The organism is Humibacter ginsenosidimutans (genome assembly GCF_007859675.1).
Classification (GTDB): Bacteria; Actinomycetota; Actinomycetes; order Actinomycetales; family Microbacteriaceae; genus Humibacter; species Humibacter ginsenosidimutans.
The window spans coordinates 3565034-3581944 of sequence record NZ_CP042305.1; the positions used below are offsets into that span (position 1 = coordinate 3565034).

At 68.8% G+C, this 16911-nt stretch carries 15 protein-coding genes and 1 tRNA gene; 12 read left to right on the forward strand and 4 right to left on the reverse strand.

The window, feature by feature from the left end:
• Positions 1 to 5 precede the first annotated feature (5 nt).
• Positions 6 to 1154: a UDP-N-acetylmuramate dehydrogenase gene (locus FPZ11_RS16465; RefSeq protein WP_146322953.1), complete on the forward strand. Its 1149-nt coding sequence runs from the start codon at positions 6 to 8 to the stop codon at positions 1152 to 1154.
• Positions 1155 to 1372: 218 nt separating this feature from the next.
• Here FPZ11_RS16465 and FPZ11_RS16470 read toward each other — a convergent pair whose 3' ends face one another.
• On the reverse strand, positions 1373 to 1960 hold the full coding sequence (locus FPZ11_RS16470; RefSeq protein ID WP_146322145.1) for a hypothetical protein: 588 nt from the start codon (positions 1958 to 1960) through the stop codon (positions 1373 to 1375).
• Positions 1961 to 1998: 38 nt separating this feature from the next.
• Positions 1999 to 3525 (reverse strand): PspC domain-containing protein, encoded by a 1527-nt coding sequence (locus FPZ11_RS16475; protein ID WP_146322146.1) that lies wholly within the window; start codon positions 3523 to 3525, stop codon positions 1999 to 2001.
• Positions 3526 to 3640: 115 nt separating this feature from the next.
• Between FPZ11_RS16475 and FPZ11_RS16480 the strand changes: the two genes are divergently transcribed.
• The 10 genes from FPZ11_RS16480 (at position 3641) to FPZ11_RS16525 (ending at position 12710) form a co-directional block, all read left to right on the forward strand.
• Positions 3641 to 4837: a PspC domain-containing protein gene (locus FPZ11_RS16480; RefSeq protein ID WP_146322147.1), complete on the forward strand. Its 1197-nt coding sequence runs from the start codon at positions 3641 to 3643 to the stop codon at positions 4835 to 4837.
• Between the two features lie 65 nt (positions 4838 to 4902).
• Positions 4903 to 5547 (forward strand): LuxR C-terminal-related transcriptional regulator, encoded by a 645-nt coding sequence (locus tag FPZ11_RS16485; protein ID WP_146322954.1) that lies wholly within the window; start codon positions 4903 to 4905, stop codon positions 5545 to 5547.
• A gap of 378 nt (positions 5548 to 5925) precedes the next feature.
• Positions 5926 to 5998, forward strand: a tRNA-Trp gene (locus FPZ11_RS16490).
• A 39-nt stretch (positions 5999 to 6037) separates the two neighbouring features.
• The gene (secE, locus tag FPZ11_RS16495) at positions 6038 to 6313 is read left to right on the forward strand and encodes a preprotein translocase subunit SecE (protein WP_146322148.1); all 276 of its coding nucleotides are present in this window, start codon (positions 6038 to 6040) and stop codon (positions 6311 to 6313) included.
• Positions 6314 to 6405: 92 nt separating this feature from the next.
• Positions 6406 to 7401, forward strand: a complete 996-nt coding sequence (gene nusG / locus FPZ11_RS16500) for a transcription termination/antitermination protein NusG (RefSeq protein ID WP_146322149.1) — start codon at positions 6406 to 6408, stop codon at positions 7399 to 7401.
• A 376-nt stretch (positions 7402 to 7777) separates the two neighbouring features.
• The gene (gene rplK, locus FPZ11_RS16505; protein ID WP_146322150.1) at positions 7778 to 8206 is read left to right on the forward strand and encodes a 50S ribosomal protein L11; all 429 of its coding nucleotides are present in this window, start codon (positions 7778 to 7780) and stop codon (positions 8204 to 8206) included.
• 17 nt (positions 8207 to 8223) lie between these two features.
• Positions 8224 to 8913: a 50S ribosomal protein L1 gene (gene rplA, locus FPZ11_RS16510; RefSeq protein ID WP_146322151.1), complete on the forward strand. Its 690-nt coding sequence runs from the start codon at positions 8224 to 8226 to the stop codon at positions 8911 to 8913.
• 99 nt (positions 8914 to 9012) lie between these two features.
• Positions 9013 to 10119, forward strand: coding sequence for a VanZ family protein (locus FPZ11_RS16515; protein ID WP_146322152.1), 1107 nt, complete (start codon positions 9013 to 9015; stop codon positions 10117 to 10119).
• Between the two features lie 126 nt (positions 10120 to 10245).
• Positions 10246 to 12249: a S53 family peptidase gene (locus FPZ11_RS16520; protein WP_146322153.1), complete on the forward strand. Its 2004-nt coding sequence runs from the start codon at positions 10246 to 10248 to the stop codon at positions 12247 to 12249.
• Positions 12250 to 12356: 107 nt separating this feature from the next.
• Positions 12357 to 12710 (forward strand): iron chaperone, encoded by a 354-nt coding sequence (locus FPZ11_RS16525; RefSeq protein ID WP_246846324.1) that lies wholly within the window; start codon positions 12357 to 12359, stop codon positions 12708 to 12710.
• Between the two features lie 153 nt (positions 12711 to 12863).
• Here the strand turns inward: FPZ11_RS16525 and FPZ11_RS16530 are convergent, their stop codons facing one another.
• Positions 12864 to 14417, reverse strand: coding sequence for an APC family permease (locus FPZ11_RS16530; RefSeq protein WP_146322155.1), 1554 nt, complete (start codon positions 14415 to 14417; stop codon positions 12864 to 12866).
• Positions 14418 to 14891: 474 nt separating this feature from the next.
• On the opposite strand from FPZ11_RS16530, the gene FPZ11_RS16535 reads away from it, so the two are divergent.
• Positions 14892 to 15470, forward strand: coding sequence for a DUF805 domain-containing protein (locus FPZ11_RS16535; RefSeq protein ID WP_168203886.1), 579 nt, complete (start codon positions 14892 to 14894; stop codon positions 15468 to 15470).
• A gap of 24 nt (positions 15471 to 15494) precedes the next feature.
• On the opposite strand, the gene FPZ11_RS16540 is transcribed toward FPZ11_RS16535, so the two are convergent.
• On the reverse strand, positions 15495 to 16862 hold the full coding sequence (locus FPZ11_RS16540; RefSeq protein WP_146322157.1) for an NAD-dependent succinate-semialdehyde dehydrogenase: 1368 nt from the start codon (positions 16860 to 16862) through the stop codon (positions 15495 to 15497).
• Positions 16863 to 16911 lie beyond the last annotated feature (49 nt).

Here is a 16911-nt window from a genome sequence, read left to right on the forward strand (position 1 = left end):
CCACCATGCGGGTGGGCGGTCCCGCCGAACGGCTGGTGACGGCGACCACCGAAGACGAGCTCATCGCGATCGCCACCTCGTGTTACTCCGAGGGCGAGCCGGTGCTGCTGCTCGGCGGAGGATCCAACACGATCGTCTCCGACGACGGCTTCGACGGAACGACCATCCGCATCGCCACCCGAGGTGTGGAGCAGCTTCCGAGCGAGAGCGGAGAGCGGGATGCCGTGCGCCTGCGCGTGCAGGCCGGTGAGAGCTGGGACGGGCTGGTCGCCCTCGCCGTGCGCAACCGGTGGGCCGGGATCGAGGCGCTCTCCGGCATCCCCGGCAGCGTCGGCGCGGCGCCCGTGCAGAACATCGGCGCCTACGGCCAGGAGCTGTCGTCGGTGCTCGTCGCTGTGGACTTCGTGGATGCCGTCACCGGCGAACTCCGCCACCTCACCGCCGCGGACCTCGGGCTCGGCTACCGCACCTCCGTTCTCAAGCGCGGGCTCGAAGGCGTGGTCACCGCCGTCGAGCTCGAACTCACGCAGCGACCGGATGTCGGTGCTGCGCTGAGCGAACCCGTCGCTTATGCGCAGCTCGCGAACGCGCTCGCCGTGGACGTGGGCACGCAGGTCTCGTTGGGCGAGGTGCGGCGCACCGTGCTCAGACTCCGCGCCTCCAAGGGAATGGTGCTCGACCCGGACGATCCGGACTCGGTGAGCGCCGGCTCGTTCTTCACGAATCCGATCGTGTCGGCGCGGTTCGCGCGCACGCTTCCCGACGACGCGCCCCGCTGGCCGCTCGCCGAGGAGGAGCCGGCGCTCGTCGCGGCGCTCGACGGCGCGACGGCCGAGGAGAGCGTGGCCGTCGGCATGCTCGCCGAGGCCGCGGGAGACAGGGAGCGGCGCCGCAGCCACGCCGAGTCGCCGCAAGGACCGGGCGTGAAGTTGAGCGCCGCGTGGCTGATCGAGCACTCCGGCATCTCGCGCGGGTTCGCGCTGCCCGGATCGAAGGCCGCCATCTCGAGCAAGCACACGCTGGCGATCACGAACAGGGGCGGGGCATCCGCTCTCGAGATCGTGCAGCTGGCCACGTTCGTGCAGAGCCGCGTGCAGTCCGAGTTCGGTGTGCTGCTGCGGCCGGAGCCGGTGCTGGTCGGCATCGAGCTCTGAGGTACGTCGGCCGAGCACACCGAGGGTTGAGGGCGCCGAGCGTTTCGAGACACGCACGGCGTAAGCCGTGCGCGGGCGTACAACGGGTTGAGGAGCGCACGGCGAAGCCGTGCGCGTCTCGAAACCCGGCCACGGTGTGAGCGTCCGGGGCGGGTTCCGAGACGCGCGCCTTCGGCGTGCTCCTCAACCAGCAGGACGGGGCGCGCTTCGCGTGCGCTTCAGCTCAGGGGGTTGTGCAACTCACCGCGGGCGCGCCGCTGCGCGCGGCGGATCGCCGACAGCACGGCGAACAGCAGGATGAGCACCCCGAGTGCGACGATGCCGAGCAGTGCGATGGTTCCGGCCGTCAGCGACGTCTGCCAGCTGTCGTACGCCGCCCTGGCCTCGGGATTCAGGGCGATGACGAGCACCGCCACGGCACTCAGCAGCACGATCGCGCCCCAGGCGATCGCGCCCGACCGCACGCGAGGGGAGGACGTCACGAGGGGCGGCGTTGAGGTGTACACCGGCGTCGACGTGGGGATCGTGCCTGCGGCCAGCGGTGGGAAGGGCTGAGCTGCCTCGGCCGTCTCGGCTCCGAGCGTCTCGGCCGCCGGTGTCTCGGCGGCGTCGGGCTGTGCGGCGTCAGGAGCCCCGACGAACCCTGTCTCTGACGCCTGCGTGTCGGCCGCCTGCGTGTCGGGGTCGTCGAGCCGAACCGTGTCCGCGGCATTCAGGGGCAGCGTGTCGTTCGTCGCCGTATCGCCGTCGGTCGGATCAGGCTCGGCCGAAACGTCGTCGGCGTCGTGGGGAGCGTTCGTGGTCATGGTGCTGTCCTCTCGGGGAGATCGAGTTCTGGAGCGGCTCAGTCGGCGGGGGCGAGCGCTTGAAGCGCAACCTCGCCTGCGGCCTGATCGACCCTGACGATCACGTCGGGGCTGCCGTGTCCGACCTCGTACGTCTTGGTGATGCCGTCGGACGACACGGGAGCGAACCGCGACGACACGAGGTTGCCGTCGGACTCGGTGCGCCAGAGCGACACCCGGCTGCCCGGCGTGTGCTGCGTGACGATGACGCGGGCCGAGACGTCGGGTCCCACCGTGATCGTCACCCTTCCGGCCACCTGCACCACGTCGGCGCGGTAGTCACCCGGATGTTCGTAGTCCAGAAAGGAGCTGCCCACCGGCTGGAGGATCGAGACGGCGCCGACGTCGGTGTACGACGCGTCCGTTCCGACAAGCGCGTGGTGCCGCGGAACGACGGCGGCCACGAGCATCCCGCACAGCAGCACGATCGACACGAAGCTGAGGAACCCGCTGCGACGGCGCAGCGCGCCGGCGAGCACGATCGAGGCGCCGAGCGCGAGCGTCGCGATCGCGAGCCCGACGACCACTTCGAGTCCCGAGGGGGCGAGGATGCCCGCCACCCCGCCCACCACCAGCGCGACGCCGAGCGCGATGCCGACGTATGCGGCGCTCGTGCGCGGGTTCGCCGCGCGTCGTGCGCGTCGGGCGGCCTCCGCCTCCGCTACCAGTGCCTGAGCCTGGGCACGTGTCTCCGCCGATCGCTGGGCGCGGGCTGCGCGGGCGTCGGCCTCGCGCGCCGACCAGGCGGCGTAGTCGGCCTTCCAGGTCTCCTGGCGGGTGCGCCAGTCGGCGTACGCGTCGTCGGTCGCCGCCTGCGCAGGGGTTGCCGGCGGGGCCGGATCGGCGGACGATGCAGTGCCTTCGGAGGCCGGAGCCGTCGCCTGCGCGGGGGCTTCCTGGGTAGTCGATGCCGGGGCGGCGGAGGCGTAGCCCGAATACGCTGCGCCGCCACCGGCATCCGTCGGTGAAGTCGGGGTGGAAGTGGGCGGAGTGGGCGGAACGCGGCCACTGCGAGCCGCCCAGACCACGACGCCCACGATGAGAGCGATGACGAGCAGGGTCCACATCACCCGACCCATGGCCGAGAACCACGACAGACCGTCCCAGAACTGCGCGCCCGCCCACCAGAATCCCTGCGCGAACGGCAGGAACGAGAACAGGGCGATCACGATGATCGCGATGATGGGCGGGTCGAAGTGACCCCTGAAGAGCCGCTCGAGGTGGATGTCGCCCTGCGCGTCGGGCAGCAGTGCCCAGGCCGCCGCGTAGAGCAGGAACGCCGGGCCGCCGAGCACGGCGATCACGATGGCGATTCCGCGCACGATGATCGGGTCGATGCCGAGGCGTGCGGCGACACCGCCGCACACGCCGCCGATCCAGCCGTTCTGACGGTAGACGCCGAGGGAGCGCATCCAGCCGAAGAAGCGGGCCGAGGCGGGTCCGTGAGCCGTCGGGCTCTGCGTGCCCGGCCTCTGGCCGGAACCGGGAGCTGCATTCGACGCGGAGGGCGAACTGTGATCGGTCATGTCTCGATCGTGCCCGAGCCCGGCGTGCGTGCGCGATGGGGGATGCCCCTGATCGATCCCTGAGATCTGCCTATGGGGTGCCGTGGGGAAGTCCCGGGGTGATTGGATTTCGGGTATGCCCGCCCGAACCGCTCCGCCGCAACGGCCCGCGCTCGCGCGTCCGCGCGACTGCGTGCTCGGCGGTGTGTGCTCCGCCGTCGCGCGTCACCTCGGCTGGAGCGTGACGGCGACCAGGTGGCTCGCGGTGGGGCTCACGGCGTGCGGTGGTGCGGGCATCCTTCTCTACGTGTGGCTCTGGGCGATGACACCGCTCGAGCCGGCGGCTCCGGGCACGCACGGCCTGCTTCACCGCAGGGTCTCGGTGCCCTGGGTGCTCTTCGCGCTCGCCGCATTCTGCGGGCTGGTCGTGCTCTCCCTCGGCATGAGCTTCCGCTCGGGAGAGGCCGAATCGGGTGCGCTGCCCTCGCTGATCATCACCGCCATCGTGTGCGGCGCCGGCGCGGTCGCGTGGGACCAGGTGGTGGATGCCGACGCACCTCGCGCGGGCCGGAGCGAACGTCTGCTGCGCATCCTGTCCGGTGCCGTGCTGGTGAGCGTCGGGCTTCTCGGCCCGTTGGTGTGGGGATCGGGGGCGCCGGGTTGGGCGTGGGTGCTGTTCGTGGCCATGCTGCTCGCCGGTGTCGCGGTGCTGGCCGCGCCGTGGGCACTCCGGTTGTGGCGAGAACTCATGGTGGAGCGCACCAAGCGCGTGCGCGAGGAGGAGCGTGCGGAGATCGCCGCCCACCTGCACGACTCGGTACTGCAGACGCTCGCGCTCATTCAGACCAGAGCAGGTGCATCCAGCGAGGTCGCCCGGCTGGCGCGGGCCCAGGAACGTGAGCTGCGCGACTGGCTGTACTCGGGGGAGCGGCACGTCGACAGCGATCTCGTCAGCGATCTGCGCGATGTCGCGGCCGCGCTCGAGCTCGACTACCCCGTGCGCTTCGACGTGGTGGCGGCGGGCGACACGGGGGAGAGGTCGAGCGGCGAGGTCGCGGCGGCGGCGAGAGAGGCGATGCTGAACGCCGCGCGGCACGCAGGAGGCGACGTGAGCGTCTACGTCGAGGGCACGCCGCGCTCGGTCGACGTGTACGTGCGCGATCGCGGGCCGGGGTTCTCGCTCGACGACGTGCCGTCCGACCGCATGGGCGTGCGGGAGTCGATCGTCGGGCGCATGCGCAGGGCAGGCGGCAGCGCGTCCGTCGCGCGCGGTGCAGGTGGCGAAGGCACCGAGGTGCGGCTGCACCTGGATCTCGAGGAGGAACGGGCGTGAACGAGCACTCGAGCGCAGCAGAAGGTTCGCAGCACGAACCGGAGTCGCAGGAAGGGGACGACGAGATCACGGTCGTCATCGTCGACGACCACTCGATCTTCCGCTCGGGGCTGAGGGCGGATCTCGGGGCGGGCATCCGGGTGATCGGCGAGGCGGATGCCGTCGACTCCGCCGTCGAGACCATCGCGGCGCTGCACCCCGAGGTCGTGCTGCTCGACGTGCACCTGCCGGGCGGGTCAGGAGGCGGAGGCGCCGAGGTGGCGCGCAGAGCCGCCCCGGCGTCGCCGTCTACCCGCTTCCTCGCGCTGAGCGTGTCGGACTCGGCCGAAGACGTCGTGGCCGTCATCCGCGCGGGCGCCCGGGGCTACATCACCAAAGGCAGCTCGGGCGCCGACGTCACCCGTGCGGTGCACGCCGTCGCGGGCGGTGACGCGGTCTTCTCCCCGAGGCTCGCAGGGTTCGTGCTGGATGCCTTCGGCGCGGCATCCGGGGAGCAGGCGGAGAGCGTCGACGAGCTCGACCGCCTCACCTCCCGCGAACGCGAAGTGATGCGTCTCATCGCTCGCGGCTACGCCTACAAAGAGGTGGCGTCGGAGCTGTTCATCTCGGTGAAGACGGTGGAGACGCACGTCTCGGCCGTGCTGCGCAAGCTGCAGCTGTCGTCGCGTCACGAACTCACCGCGTGGGCGCTCGCCCGGCGGCTGCTGTAGATCCGTGCCCGGCGCCCGTGCTGAGTCGGTCGGCGCGTCGGCGATGTTCGACCCACCGTTGTCGTTCGACCTACCGGTGTCGTTCGACCCACCGGCCCCGACATGACAGATCGCGCTTTCGCGCCGAAGACATGGCCGATCGGCATGTTTTCGGGCCGATGTCATGTCGACGCCGCTCAATGCGGGCCGGCGATCCTCGCTTTGCGCAACCGGGCACGGCTCGCCTACACTTGACCGAGGTTGTTGAAGTCAGCCAAGCTTTTCTGCGCCCAATTTCGATTGACGCAGAACGGGTTGCACGCAGCACTGCCGATGAAGTTCACCGGGCTCATTCCCCAGCGTTTCTTCAGGGCGGAGCCGCGACGATTTCACCACCGAAGGGCGGTGGCTCAATTGGTAGAGCAGCGGTCTCCAAAACCGCAGGTTGCAGGTTCGAGTCCTGTCCGCCCTGCAAGTCGGTGCTCTGGCTCCGACCCACGAAAGGTATGAGGTGGCCCGAAAAGTCATCGACGAGCCCAGTGAGGACGTCGTCGCGAACGCCAAGAAGGAGCGGGATGCCAAGCGCAACCCCTTCTCTCGGATCGCGCTGTTCATCCGTCAGGTGTTCGCCGAGCTGCGCAAGGTCGTCACGCCGACCCGCAAGGAGCTTTTCAGCTACACGGGTGTGGTGCTGGTCTTCGTGATCATCATGATGGCGATCGTCTATGGGCTCGATCAGCTGTTCACCTGGCTCGTGATTCTGGTGTTCGGCACTCCAAGCTCCTGACGGTCGACACGGCCACGGGGGCGACGAGGCCTGGATGATTCGGCGGCGCGGGCCTATACCGCGCAACAACAGGAATGGATTGGGAAAGCTAAGTGTCTGAACGAGAGCGCGACGACGTCGACTGGGCGACAGCTGCCGAGCAGTCGGCCGAGGACGACGAGGCGCAGGAGGGCAACCAGCTGGCATCCGAGGAGCAGTCGGTCGACCCGGCAGAGCGTGAAGCCCTGCACGTGACCGACCCCGACGGCAACGACGTCGATCTCGACGCCGTGCTCGATGCCATCGCCGAGACCGCCGACCCCGAGGCCGACGCGATCGTCGACGATGCGCTGGAGATCGATGACGCCGACGAGGCCGAGGCGGCCTTCGAGGCGATCGAAGACGAAGAAGACGTCGACGGTGCACCCGCCGACTCCGACGAGGCGTCCGACGACGGCGAATCGGACGACGAGGCCGAAGAGGCCGAGGTCGACCCCTACGACGAGTTCAAGCGCGAGCTGCGCTACCTGCCGGGAAAGTGGTACGTCATCCACTCCTACGCGGGCTTCGAGCGCCGCGTGAAGCAGAACCTCGCCAACCGCACGGCATCCATGGGCATGGAAGATTACATCTACCAGGTCGAGGTGCCGATGGAAGACGTGGTCGAGATCAAGAACGGCCAGCGCAAGATGGTCAACCGGGTGCGCATCCCCGGCTACGTGCTCGTGCGCATGGACCTCAACGAAGACAGCTGGTCGGTCGTGCGTCACACGCCGGGCGTCACCGGCTTCGTCGGCAACGCGCACAACCCCACGCCGCTGCGCTTCGACGAGGCGTTCAACATGCTGAAGTCGCTCGTGCAGGTCGAGCCGGTGGCCACAGGCAAGGCGGCGACGGCCAAGGGTCAGAAGACCGCGGCGCGCGTTCCGGCCATCGAGGTGGACTTCGAGATCGGCGAGACGATCACCATCAAGGAAGGCTCGTTCGCGGGTCTTCCCGGTTCGATCAGCGAGATCAAGCCGGAGAGCGGCAAGCTCACGGTGCTCGTCTCCCTGTTCGAGCGCGAGACTCCGGTCGAGCTCAGCTTCGACCAGGTCACCAAGCAGTAGCAGTTCCGCACGAAGGGGCCGTTCGCCGTAAGGCGGCCGGCCCCTTTCGCGTTCGCCGCGGAGCGTCCGACTCCGCCCGCGGTGCATCCGACCCCGCCCCTTTTCAGGACATATCGGGAGTCGGCCATCCTGTGTCGATGGGTCGGCATATCTCCTGAAAACGGGCGTCGGGACCGCGGAGCTGGGGTGGTGGCCGATGCCGAGGCATGGGCCCACGAGCGGAGCGGCGAGTGGATGCCCGACCCTGGCAACCACAGGCATCCGCATCGGGTAAGATTGTGTGGTTTGCGCGTACGCGCAGATGCGACCACCTGCCGGACAGTCCGGCGTGTGGGAGAGCGGATGCCCATGGCATCCACTCGAGGAAAGGAAAGCTATGGCACCGAAGAAGAAGGTCACAGGTCTGATCAAGCTTCAGATCAAGGCCGGCGCCGCCAACCCCGCCCCGCCGATCGGCCCGGCGCTGGGACAGCACGGCGTCAACATCATGGAGTTCTGCAAGGCGTACAACGCGGCGACCGAGTCGCAGCGCGGCAACGTCATTCCGGTGGAGATCACCGTGTACGAGGACCGCTCGTTCACGTTCATCCTGAAGACCCCGCCGGCAGCCGAGCTCATCAAGAAGGCCGCGGGAGTGGCCAAGGGCTCCGGTGTTCCGCACACCACCAAGGTGGGCAAGCTCACCGCCGCTCAGGTTCGCGAGATCGCCGAGGCCAAGATGGTCGATCTGAACGCGAACGACCTCGACGCGGCATCCAAGATCATCGCCGGCACCGCCCGCTCCATGGGCATCACGGTCGAGTAGGAAAGGTAGGTCAGAACATGGCACAGAAGTCCAAGGCCTACCGGGCCGCAGCCGCCAAGATCGAAGACGGCAAGTTCTACACCCCCGACGAGGCCGTCGCGCTCGCGCGCGAGACCGGTTCGGCGAAGTTCAACTCGACCGTCGAGGTCGCGCTCAAGCTGGGCGTCGACCCCCGCAAGGCCGACCAGATGGTGCGCGGCACCGTCATCCTGCCGCACGGCACGGGCAAGACGGCTCGCGTCATCGTGTTCGCGACCGGCCCGGCGGCCGAGGCGGCCATCGCCGCCGGTGCCGACGAGGTCGGCGGCGACGAGCTGATCGAGAAGGTCGCCGGCGGCTGGACCGACTTCGACTCCGCGGTCTCCACTCCGGAGCTCATGGGCAAGGTCGGTCGCCTGGGCAAGGTCCTCGGCCCGCGCGGCCTCATGCCGAACCCGAAGACCGGCACCGTGACCCCGAACGTGGCGAAGGCCGTCGAGGAGATCAAGGGCGGCAAGATCGAGTTCCGCGTCGACAAGCACGCCAACGTGCACTTCGTCGTGGGCAAGGCAGGGTTCACCCCCGAGCAGCTCTCCGACAACATCAATGCAGCCCTAGAAGAGGTCGTGCGGCTCAAGCCGTCGGCCGCCAAGGGCCGTTACATCCAGAAGGGCGCCGTGTCGACCACGTTCGGCCCCGGCATCCCGCTGGACGTCAACGCGATTTAGCGGTTGCGGCGATCACGCCGCGTCTGCTGTGAAGGGCCCCGCTTTGGCGGGGCCCTTCGTCGTGCGAGCGCGGGATCGTCGCTCCCTATACTTTTCGGGATGGGCGATCAGGTGTGGCTGGCGCTGATCGCCGTGTCGATCGGGGTCGTCGCCGCGGTGCTGCTTTTCATCCCGTTCGTCTTCATCAGCCATCGGCGACGCGGGCGCGTCACCCTCGGGCGTGCGCTGCTGTGGTTCGCCGCCCTCGTCTACTTCTGGGCCATCTGGGTGTACACGCTGCTGCCCTTGCCCGATCCCGAGAACATGCGCTGCGCGGGCGTGAACCTGGATGTCTTCACCGCCGTGCGCGACCTCGCGACCGCTGCCGGACATCCGGGAAGCATGCTCACGAACCCCGTCGTGCTGCAGCTCGTGCTCAACGTGGCGCTCTTCGTGCCGCTCGGCTTCTTCGTGCGGGTGCTCGGCGGCCGCGGATGGCTCCTCGCCACGCTGCTCGGGCTCGGCGTGTCACTGCTGATCGAGTTCACCCAGCTCACCGGGGTGTGGGGCCTCTACCCCTGCGCCTATCGGGTGTTCGACGTCGACGACCTGGCGACCAACACGCTCGGCGCGCTGCTCGGATCGCTCGCCGCGCTCGTCGTGCCTGCCCGCCTGCGCGGCATGGCCCGCAGCGCGGAGGCGGGCAGCCCGCGTGCGGTCACGCGTGGGCGTCGCATCGTGGCCGTGATCTGCGACGGCCTCGGCGCGATGCTCGCGCAGCTCGTGGTGGCGGTGCTTGCGCGGATGCTGCTGCTCACCTGGGGACACGCGGCGCTGGAGCAGTGGGGCGACCTGGCGGGCATCCTCTCCACGGCCCTGATCGCGGCGGCGCTGCTCGCGCTGGTGCTGGTCACGGGCGGAACGCTCGGCGACATCGCGGTCGAGATCAGATACACCGGTGGGCGGCTCACGCACCGGGGAGCCCGGCTGCTGCGTTACGCAGGAGGCATCGGCGGGTTCGTCGTTCTGCAGATGCTGCCAGCACCCTGGTCGGCGCTCACCTGGCTGTTCGGCGCTGCGAGCCTGATCCTGCTGTTCACGACCGATCACGGGCGGGGACTCCCCGGCCTGGTCAGCGGCACCCGGGTGGTGGATGCCCGCGCCGCGGTGGCCGAAACCGCCTCGGGATCGAGCGCGGCGGCGTCCGTCCCCCACGACACGCTCTGACGCACGGGTCGTCGCCGTAGCGACACACCTGATGTCCCCCTTGTGAGGGGCATATGGATGGGCATAGTGTCCGATTCGTGTGCGCCCAATGGCGGGCGCACGGTCGTATCGAAGGGAATCGATCGAATGACGAAACGACTGGGTCGTTCCGCGCTCACAAGGCGCGCGACGGCCATCCTCTCCGCGGGGGCGTGCATCGTGGCACTGTCCGCCGTGGGCACGCCGGCGGCGCAGGCCGCATCCCGCGTCGACTACGGGGGCTCGGTACCCGCGTGGGCGACCAGCGCCAACGACAGCGGCACCGCTCCTGCGGACACCAGTGTCGAGGGCGAGGTCTATCTCAACCTCCGCGACGAGCGCGGCGCGACGAACCTCGCGCTGGCCGTCTCCACGCCGGGCAACAGCCAGTATCGGCACTGGCTCAGTCCGCAGCAGTGGATCTCGCGGTTCTCGCCGACCAAGCAGACCTACAACAGCGTGGTCTCCTACCTGAAGGCGCAGGGGCTCACCATCACGGGCACGCCGGCGAGCAGGCAGTACGTCGTCTTCCGCGGCAGCGCGGCACAGCTCGGCGACACCTTCGGCACCTCGCTGCACACGTACGACCACGAGGGCCACCAGCTCGTCGCACCGGCGTCGACTCCGTCGTTGCCGTCGAGCGTCGGCACGTCGGTGAGCGCGGTCAGCCTCGACCAGTCGCGCACGCTGACCAAGCCGGACTCGATCCAGCAGGGCGATATCCCGTCGACGAGCTCGCCGTCGACGCCGCAGCGTCAGATGCGCGCGGCGGCGACTCCGACCGTGAACGCTCCGTGCTCCACCTATTGGGCTCAGAACAGCGCGACGGTTCCTGCCGCCTACGGCAAGACGAGCTATCCGACCAACATCTGCGGGTACGTGCCCAAGCAGCTGCGCTCGGCCTACAACCTCGACACGTGGTCGCGGGTGGGCATCAACGGCAGCGGGCAGACCGTGGCGATCATCGACGCGTACGCCTCGCCGAGCATCCTCGCCGACGTCAACCAGTACTCGGCGCAGAACGGCGAGCCGACCATGACGGGCGGCCAGTACAGCCAGATCGTGCCGAAGCCCAGCCAGTTCGCGGACACCGCGCTGTGCCAGGAGCCCAGCGGGTGGCAGGGTGAGCAGACGCTCGACGTCGAGGCCGTGCACGCCGTCGCGCCGAAGGCCAAGGTGCTGTATGTCGGAGGGTTCGACTGCGGTGGCGGTCTCGACATCGCGATGTCGACCATCCTCGACAACAAGCTCGCGAACATCGTGAGCAACAGCTACGGCGACGTCGGCGAGGATGTTCCCTCCGATGTGATCGCCGGTGAGCAGAACATCCACCTGCAGGCGGCTGCCGAGGGCATCGGCCTCTACTTCTCCAGCGGCGACAACGGCGACGAGGCGGCCAGCCTCGGATACGCATCGCCGGACTTCCCGGCATCCTCGCCCTATGTCACGGCGGTGGGCGGCACCTCGATCGGCATCGCCAAGAACGGCTCGCTGTCGATGGAGGTCGGCTGGGGCGTGCAGGCCGACGTGATCACGAAGGATGACTCCGGCAACCTCTCCTACACCGACCCGCTTCCCGGATCGCTGTTCGCCGGTGGCGCCGGTGGTGGCGTGAGCGCGGTGAATGCTCAGCCCGCCTACCAGAGGGGCATCGTGCCGAACTCGCTGGCGAAGGGCAAGCGCGTCTCGCCCGACCTCGCGGCGCTCGCCGACCCGTACACCGGGTTCGAGATCGGCATCCAGCCGATCGTCGACGACGACACGCTCGCGACCGGTTCGTACGTGAACGAGACCTACGGCGGAACGTCGTTGGCCTCGCCGCTGACCGCGGCCCAGATCGCGCTCGCTCAGCAGCTCACACACACCACGATCGGGTTCGCGAACCCGACGCTGTACGGGCTGTACCGGGTGGCACCGTCATCGTTCCGGGATGTGAAGCCGCCGTCGAGCGAGGTGGCCGTGGCGTACACCAGTGCGACGAGCGGTCGCTCGTTCCTGATGACGCTCAACCACGACACGTCGTTGAACGTCACCAAGGGATACGACGACGTCACCGGTCTCGGTGCCCTGTCGTTCGATCTCGCACACCAGGTGGCGCAGGGCAGACACTGACCCTGTGACGCTGAGGAGGGGCCGGTCCTTCGGGGCCGGCCCCTCTGCATGGTCGTGCCTGAACGTGCGACCGGTCGAGGCGCAGGCGACGACGTAGGCTGACGCGCATGGGGGAGGTCACCGACTACTACGAGACTCTGCCCGGCGACGTGCGCGGGCTGTTCGACGGCATCCGGCGCAGGGCGCTCGAGCTCCTGCCCGACCTGACGGAGGGGCGAAGCTACGGGATGCCGGCACTGCTCTACCGAGGCAAAGGCCTGTTGTCGACGATGCAGGCCAAGACCCATCTGGCGTACTACCCGTACAGCGGGGCCGTCGTGAGTGCGGTTGCCGATGACCTGTCGGGATACTCCCTCGCGCGCGGCACGGTGCGGTTCAGCGTGGGCAAGCCGATTCCACCGCAGATCGTCGACAGGATGATCCTCGCGCGCGCTGCGGAGATCGATGCCCGCATGGGCTGAGCGGCCCCGACCGATACGACGATGGGCCCGCCGGAAGGCGAGCCCATCGTCGTGCTGTGTGCGCTCGAGCGGTGATCCCGCGCCTCAGCAGGCGTGTCGGGTCACGGGTGGGGCGTATCGAGGGGGATCGCCCCCCGAGCGTACGGAGATGTGTCAGCCCACGGCATCCGGTTCGGGCTGAGCGGCGCCCGTCGAGGATGTGCCCTCTGCCACCGCGGCGCGACGCGACCGAAGGCGCTCCGCGACGGCGATGGCGTCGCCGGCCGGGGCATCCGACTTGCGGTCGGGGCGCGCGATGAACAGGTAGAGCAGACCGGCGATGAGCACGACGCCGAGCCCGATGAGCACCGCCCAGTCGACCCAGAAGCTGCCCGTCGATCCGGGCAGGGCGAGCAGCACCATCGCGAAGATGCCGTAGGCGAGTGCGACGATGTTCACGGCGAATCCGGCCCGGCGCATCGAGAACGGTCCGGCGGGGCGCCAGCCCTTGAAGCGCTGGCGCAGCGCCGCGAGCACGACCATCTGGAAGGCGACGTAGATGCCCAGCACGGCGAACGCGGTGACCTGATTGAGCAGGTTGGCGTCGAGCCAGACCAGGATGGCGATGATGGCAGGGATGCTGCACGCCACGATGAGTGCGTTGGCCGGCACCTTGCTGCGCGACACCTTCGACAGCCAGCGGTGGCCGGGGATCATGCCGTCGCGGGCGAACGAGAACAGAAGGCGGCTGGCCGCAGCCTGCAGGCTGAGCACGCAGGACAGGAACGCCGTCACGGCCACGACGAGGAAGATCTTCTCGCCGACAGTGCCGAGCGTCGCGGTGAGGATCTGCGGAATGGGGTCGGCGATCTTGCCCGACACGATGCCCTCGAGGTTGGGCGCGGCGAGCACGTAGCCGCCGAACGAGAACAGCGCCGAGACGCCGCCGACGAGGATCGTGAGCCTCATCGCGACCGGGATGCGCCTGGCCGGGTTCTCCACCTCTTCGGCGACGTCGCCGCACGCCTCGAATCCGTAGAACAAGAAGAGACCGGCGAGGGCCGCGCCGAAGAACGCCGCCGCATAGCTGCCGGAACCCTGCACGTTCATCGTGTCGAAGAACACGCTGAACGGCTGCTTGCGCTGGAAGATCAGCAGATAGAGGCCCACTCCGATCACGCCGATGAGCTCGGCGCCGAGACCGATGCGGGCGACGCGCGCGAGCCACTTGGTGCCGGAGAAGTTGATGAGCAGCGCCACGACGAGCAGCGCGAGCGTCAGCAGCAGACCGACGGTCGGGGTGGCGTCGATGCCGAAGAGGCTGGCCAGGAAGCCCGAGCCGTATTCGGAGACGGCGGTGATCGTGACGATCATCGCCCAGATGTAGACCCAGGCCGCCATCCACGCGTAACGGCGGCCCCACAGGCGGCGCGCCCACGGGTAGATGCCGCCGTGGATCGGGTACTGCGACACCACTTCGCCGAAGACGAGCGACACGAGCAGCTGGCCGCAGCCGACGATGATGATCCACCAGATCGACGGCGGACCGCCGACCGAGAGGGCCGTCGCGAACAGCGAGTACACGCCGACCAGCGGCGAGAGGTAGGTGAAGCCGAGTGCGAAGTTCGCCCAGAACGACATCGACCTGTTGAAGGAGTCCTCGTACCCGAGGGCGCTCAGGTGCTCGCTGTCGCTGAGCTCCTGCCGGGGTTGTGGATCTGCTGACATGGTGACCTTTCGGATTCGTCTCCGAGGGGTCTGCGGATGCCTGCCCGCGGCATCCGTTCGGCTCTGTTCGGGCCGATCGTGGGGGTGATGCGCGGGCGGTCGTCTCCGTAACACCTCGTTGTGTTGACGGCCACCATACCGAATCATGTGGTCCTAAAGGAATAGTTCCGCATGATTTGGGTCGACGGCGGGGTCGACGTGAGAGGTCGGCCCTCGGGGGACATGCCCCCGCCTCGCTGGACGCTCGGCTCCCGCCAGACCCGATGCCAGCCCCCGAGGGCCGACCTCTCACGCCGACCCGCGTTCTGCGAACGACGATGTCTGCTCCGCTGGCGCAGTTGGGGTGCAGCAGCGGGAGCCCTTTCGATCGCCGCGCCGATGGGGACCAGGTCCGGCAGGTGCGCAGTGGGGCGGAAGTCCGCTAGCGTGGCTTCGCCTTCGCCGCCCACGGCGGAGGCGAGACTGGAGTTGCGGATGTCCGAGCCCACCCCTCCGAGCGCACCGACGCCGGAGTCGCGCGTCGACACGGAAGGGCGCGAGGCTCCGCCATTCGATCGGCCGTACTATCGGGCGCCGCTTCCGGATGCCTTCTTGCGGTTCTGGAAGAAGTACCTCGTGTTCACCGGGCGCGCGAGCCGCTCCGAGTACTGGTGGTGGATGCTCGTCGACGTTCTCGTCGGATTGTTCATCCAGTTTCTCGGCACCGGCCTGCAGCCCATGCCGCTCATCTCGAGCGTTCTGCATGTCGCGTGGCTGCTCGTCACGGCCGTTCCGCTCGTCGCGCTCACCTGGCGTCGATTCCACGATGTCAACCTCAGTGGATGGTGGGCCGTGCCGGGTCTCGTCGCGGCCGCCTACAGCGACATCGCGAACGCGTTGGGCGTGCCGCTGGATTTCGACGGTTTCGGCCGGCAGCACCTCGTGCTGGGCGGCATCCTGTTCTGCGTCAGCGCAGCGGGCGGCCTGATGCTGTTCGTCGTCTCGCTGCTGAGGCCGCACCCTGCGGGGGAGCGGTTCGACGACAACGGCGCCTCAGCCCGACGAGCGAGCTGAAGCGCCGTTCTCGAACGCGCATGCTCAGCCGACGCGGATGAGCTTCTTGTTGACGAACTCGTCGGCTCCGAGGCGGCCCATCTCACGGCCGGTGCCGGAGCGCTTCACACCACCGAACGGCAGCTCGACGCCGTCGGCCAGCACCACGTTCACGAAGACCATGCCGGCCTCGATCTGGTTGGCGACGCGCTCGGCCTGCTCCGGGTCGGTCGTGTAGACGTAGGAGCCGAGGCCGAAGGGAATGTCGTTGGCCTTCGCGACGGCATCCTCTTCGCTCGACGCCCGGTACACAGAGGCCACGGGACCGAAGAACTCCTCGTGGCGCGACGGGTTGTCGGCGGCGATGTCGGTGAGCACGATCGGCGCGAAGAAGTTGCCCGTGCGTTCGCCGGTGGCGTGCAGCGTGGCGCCGTTGGCGACGGCCCGGTCGAGCTGGGCCTGCAGCCGCTCGGCCGCAGCTGTGCTGGAGAGCGGGCCGAGCTTCGAGTCCTCGCTGGTCGGGTCGCTCGGCTGCGACTCCGCGAGCTTGGCCGTGAGCTTGGAGACGAAGTCGTCGTAGAGGTCGTCGGCCACGATGAACCGCTTCGCGGCGTTGCAGGACTGGCCGGAGTTGTCGAGGCGGGCGGCCGCGGCATCCTCCACCACCTTGTCGAGGTCGTTCGTCGACAGCAGCACGAACGGGTCGGATCCGCCGAGCTCGAGCACGACCTTCTTGAGGTTGCGGCCGGCGATCTCGGCGACCGCCGAGCCGGCGCGCTCGGAGCCGGTCAGCGACACGCCCTGCACGCGCGGGTCGGCGATGACCTCTTCGATCTGCTCGTTCGTGGCGTAGATGTTGACGTACGCGCCGTCGGGGAACCCGGCGTCGTCGAAGATCTGCTGGATGGCCGCCGCCGACTCCGGGCACTGCGGCGCGTGCTTCAACAGGATGGTGTTGCCGATGATGAGGTTGGGTCCTGCGAAGCGGGCCACCTGGTAGTAGGGGAAGTTCCACGGCATGATGCCCAGCAGCACGCCGAGGGGAGTGCGGCGCACGATGGCCGTTCCCTCACCGGCGAGCAGGTCGATCGGCTGGTCCTTCAGCACGTCGGGCGACGTGTCGGCGTAGTAGCGGTAGATGTCCGCCGCGAAGTCGACCTCGCCATAAGCCTGCTCGAGCGGCTTGCCCATCTCGCGCACGATGATCGCGGCGAGTTCGTCGCGGCGCTCCGCGTGCAGGTCGCCGACCTTGCGGATGAGCTCCGCGCGCTCCTCGGGAGTGGTGGTGCGGCCCCAGCTGCGGTAGGCGGCATCCGCACGCGCGATGGCCTCGCCGAGTTCGGCGTCCGTGATCGTGGGATATTCCTTGACCGTCTCGCCCGTGGCCGGGTTGACGACTGCGTAGTAGCTCATGAGAGCCCCTTCTCTTCTTGCGTCGCGGCCCGCCGTAGCGTCCGCCGAT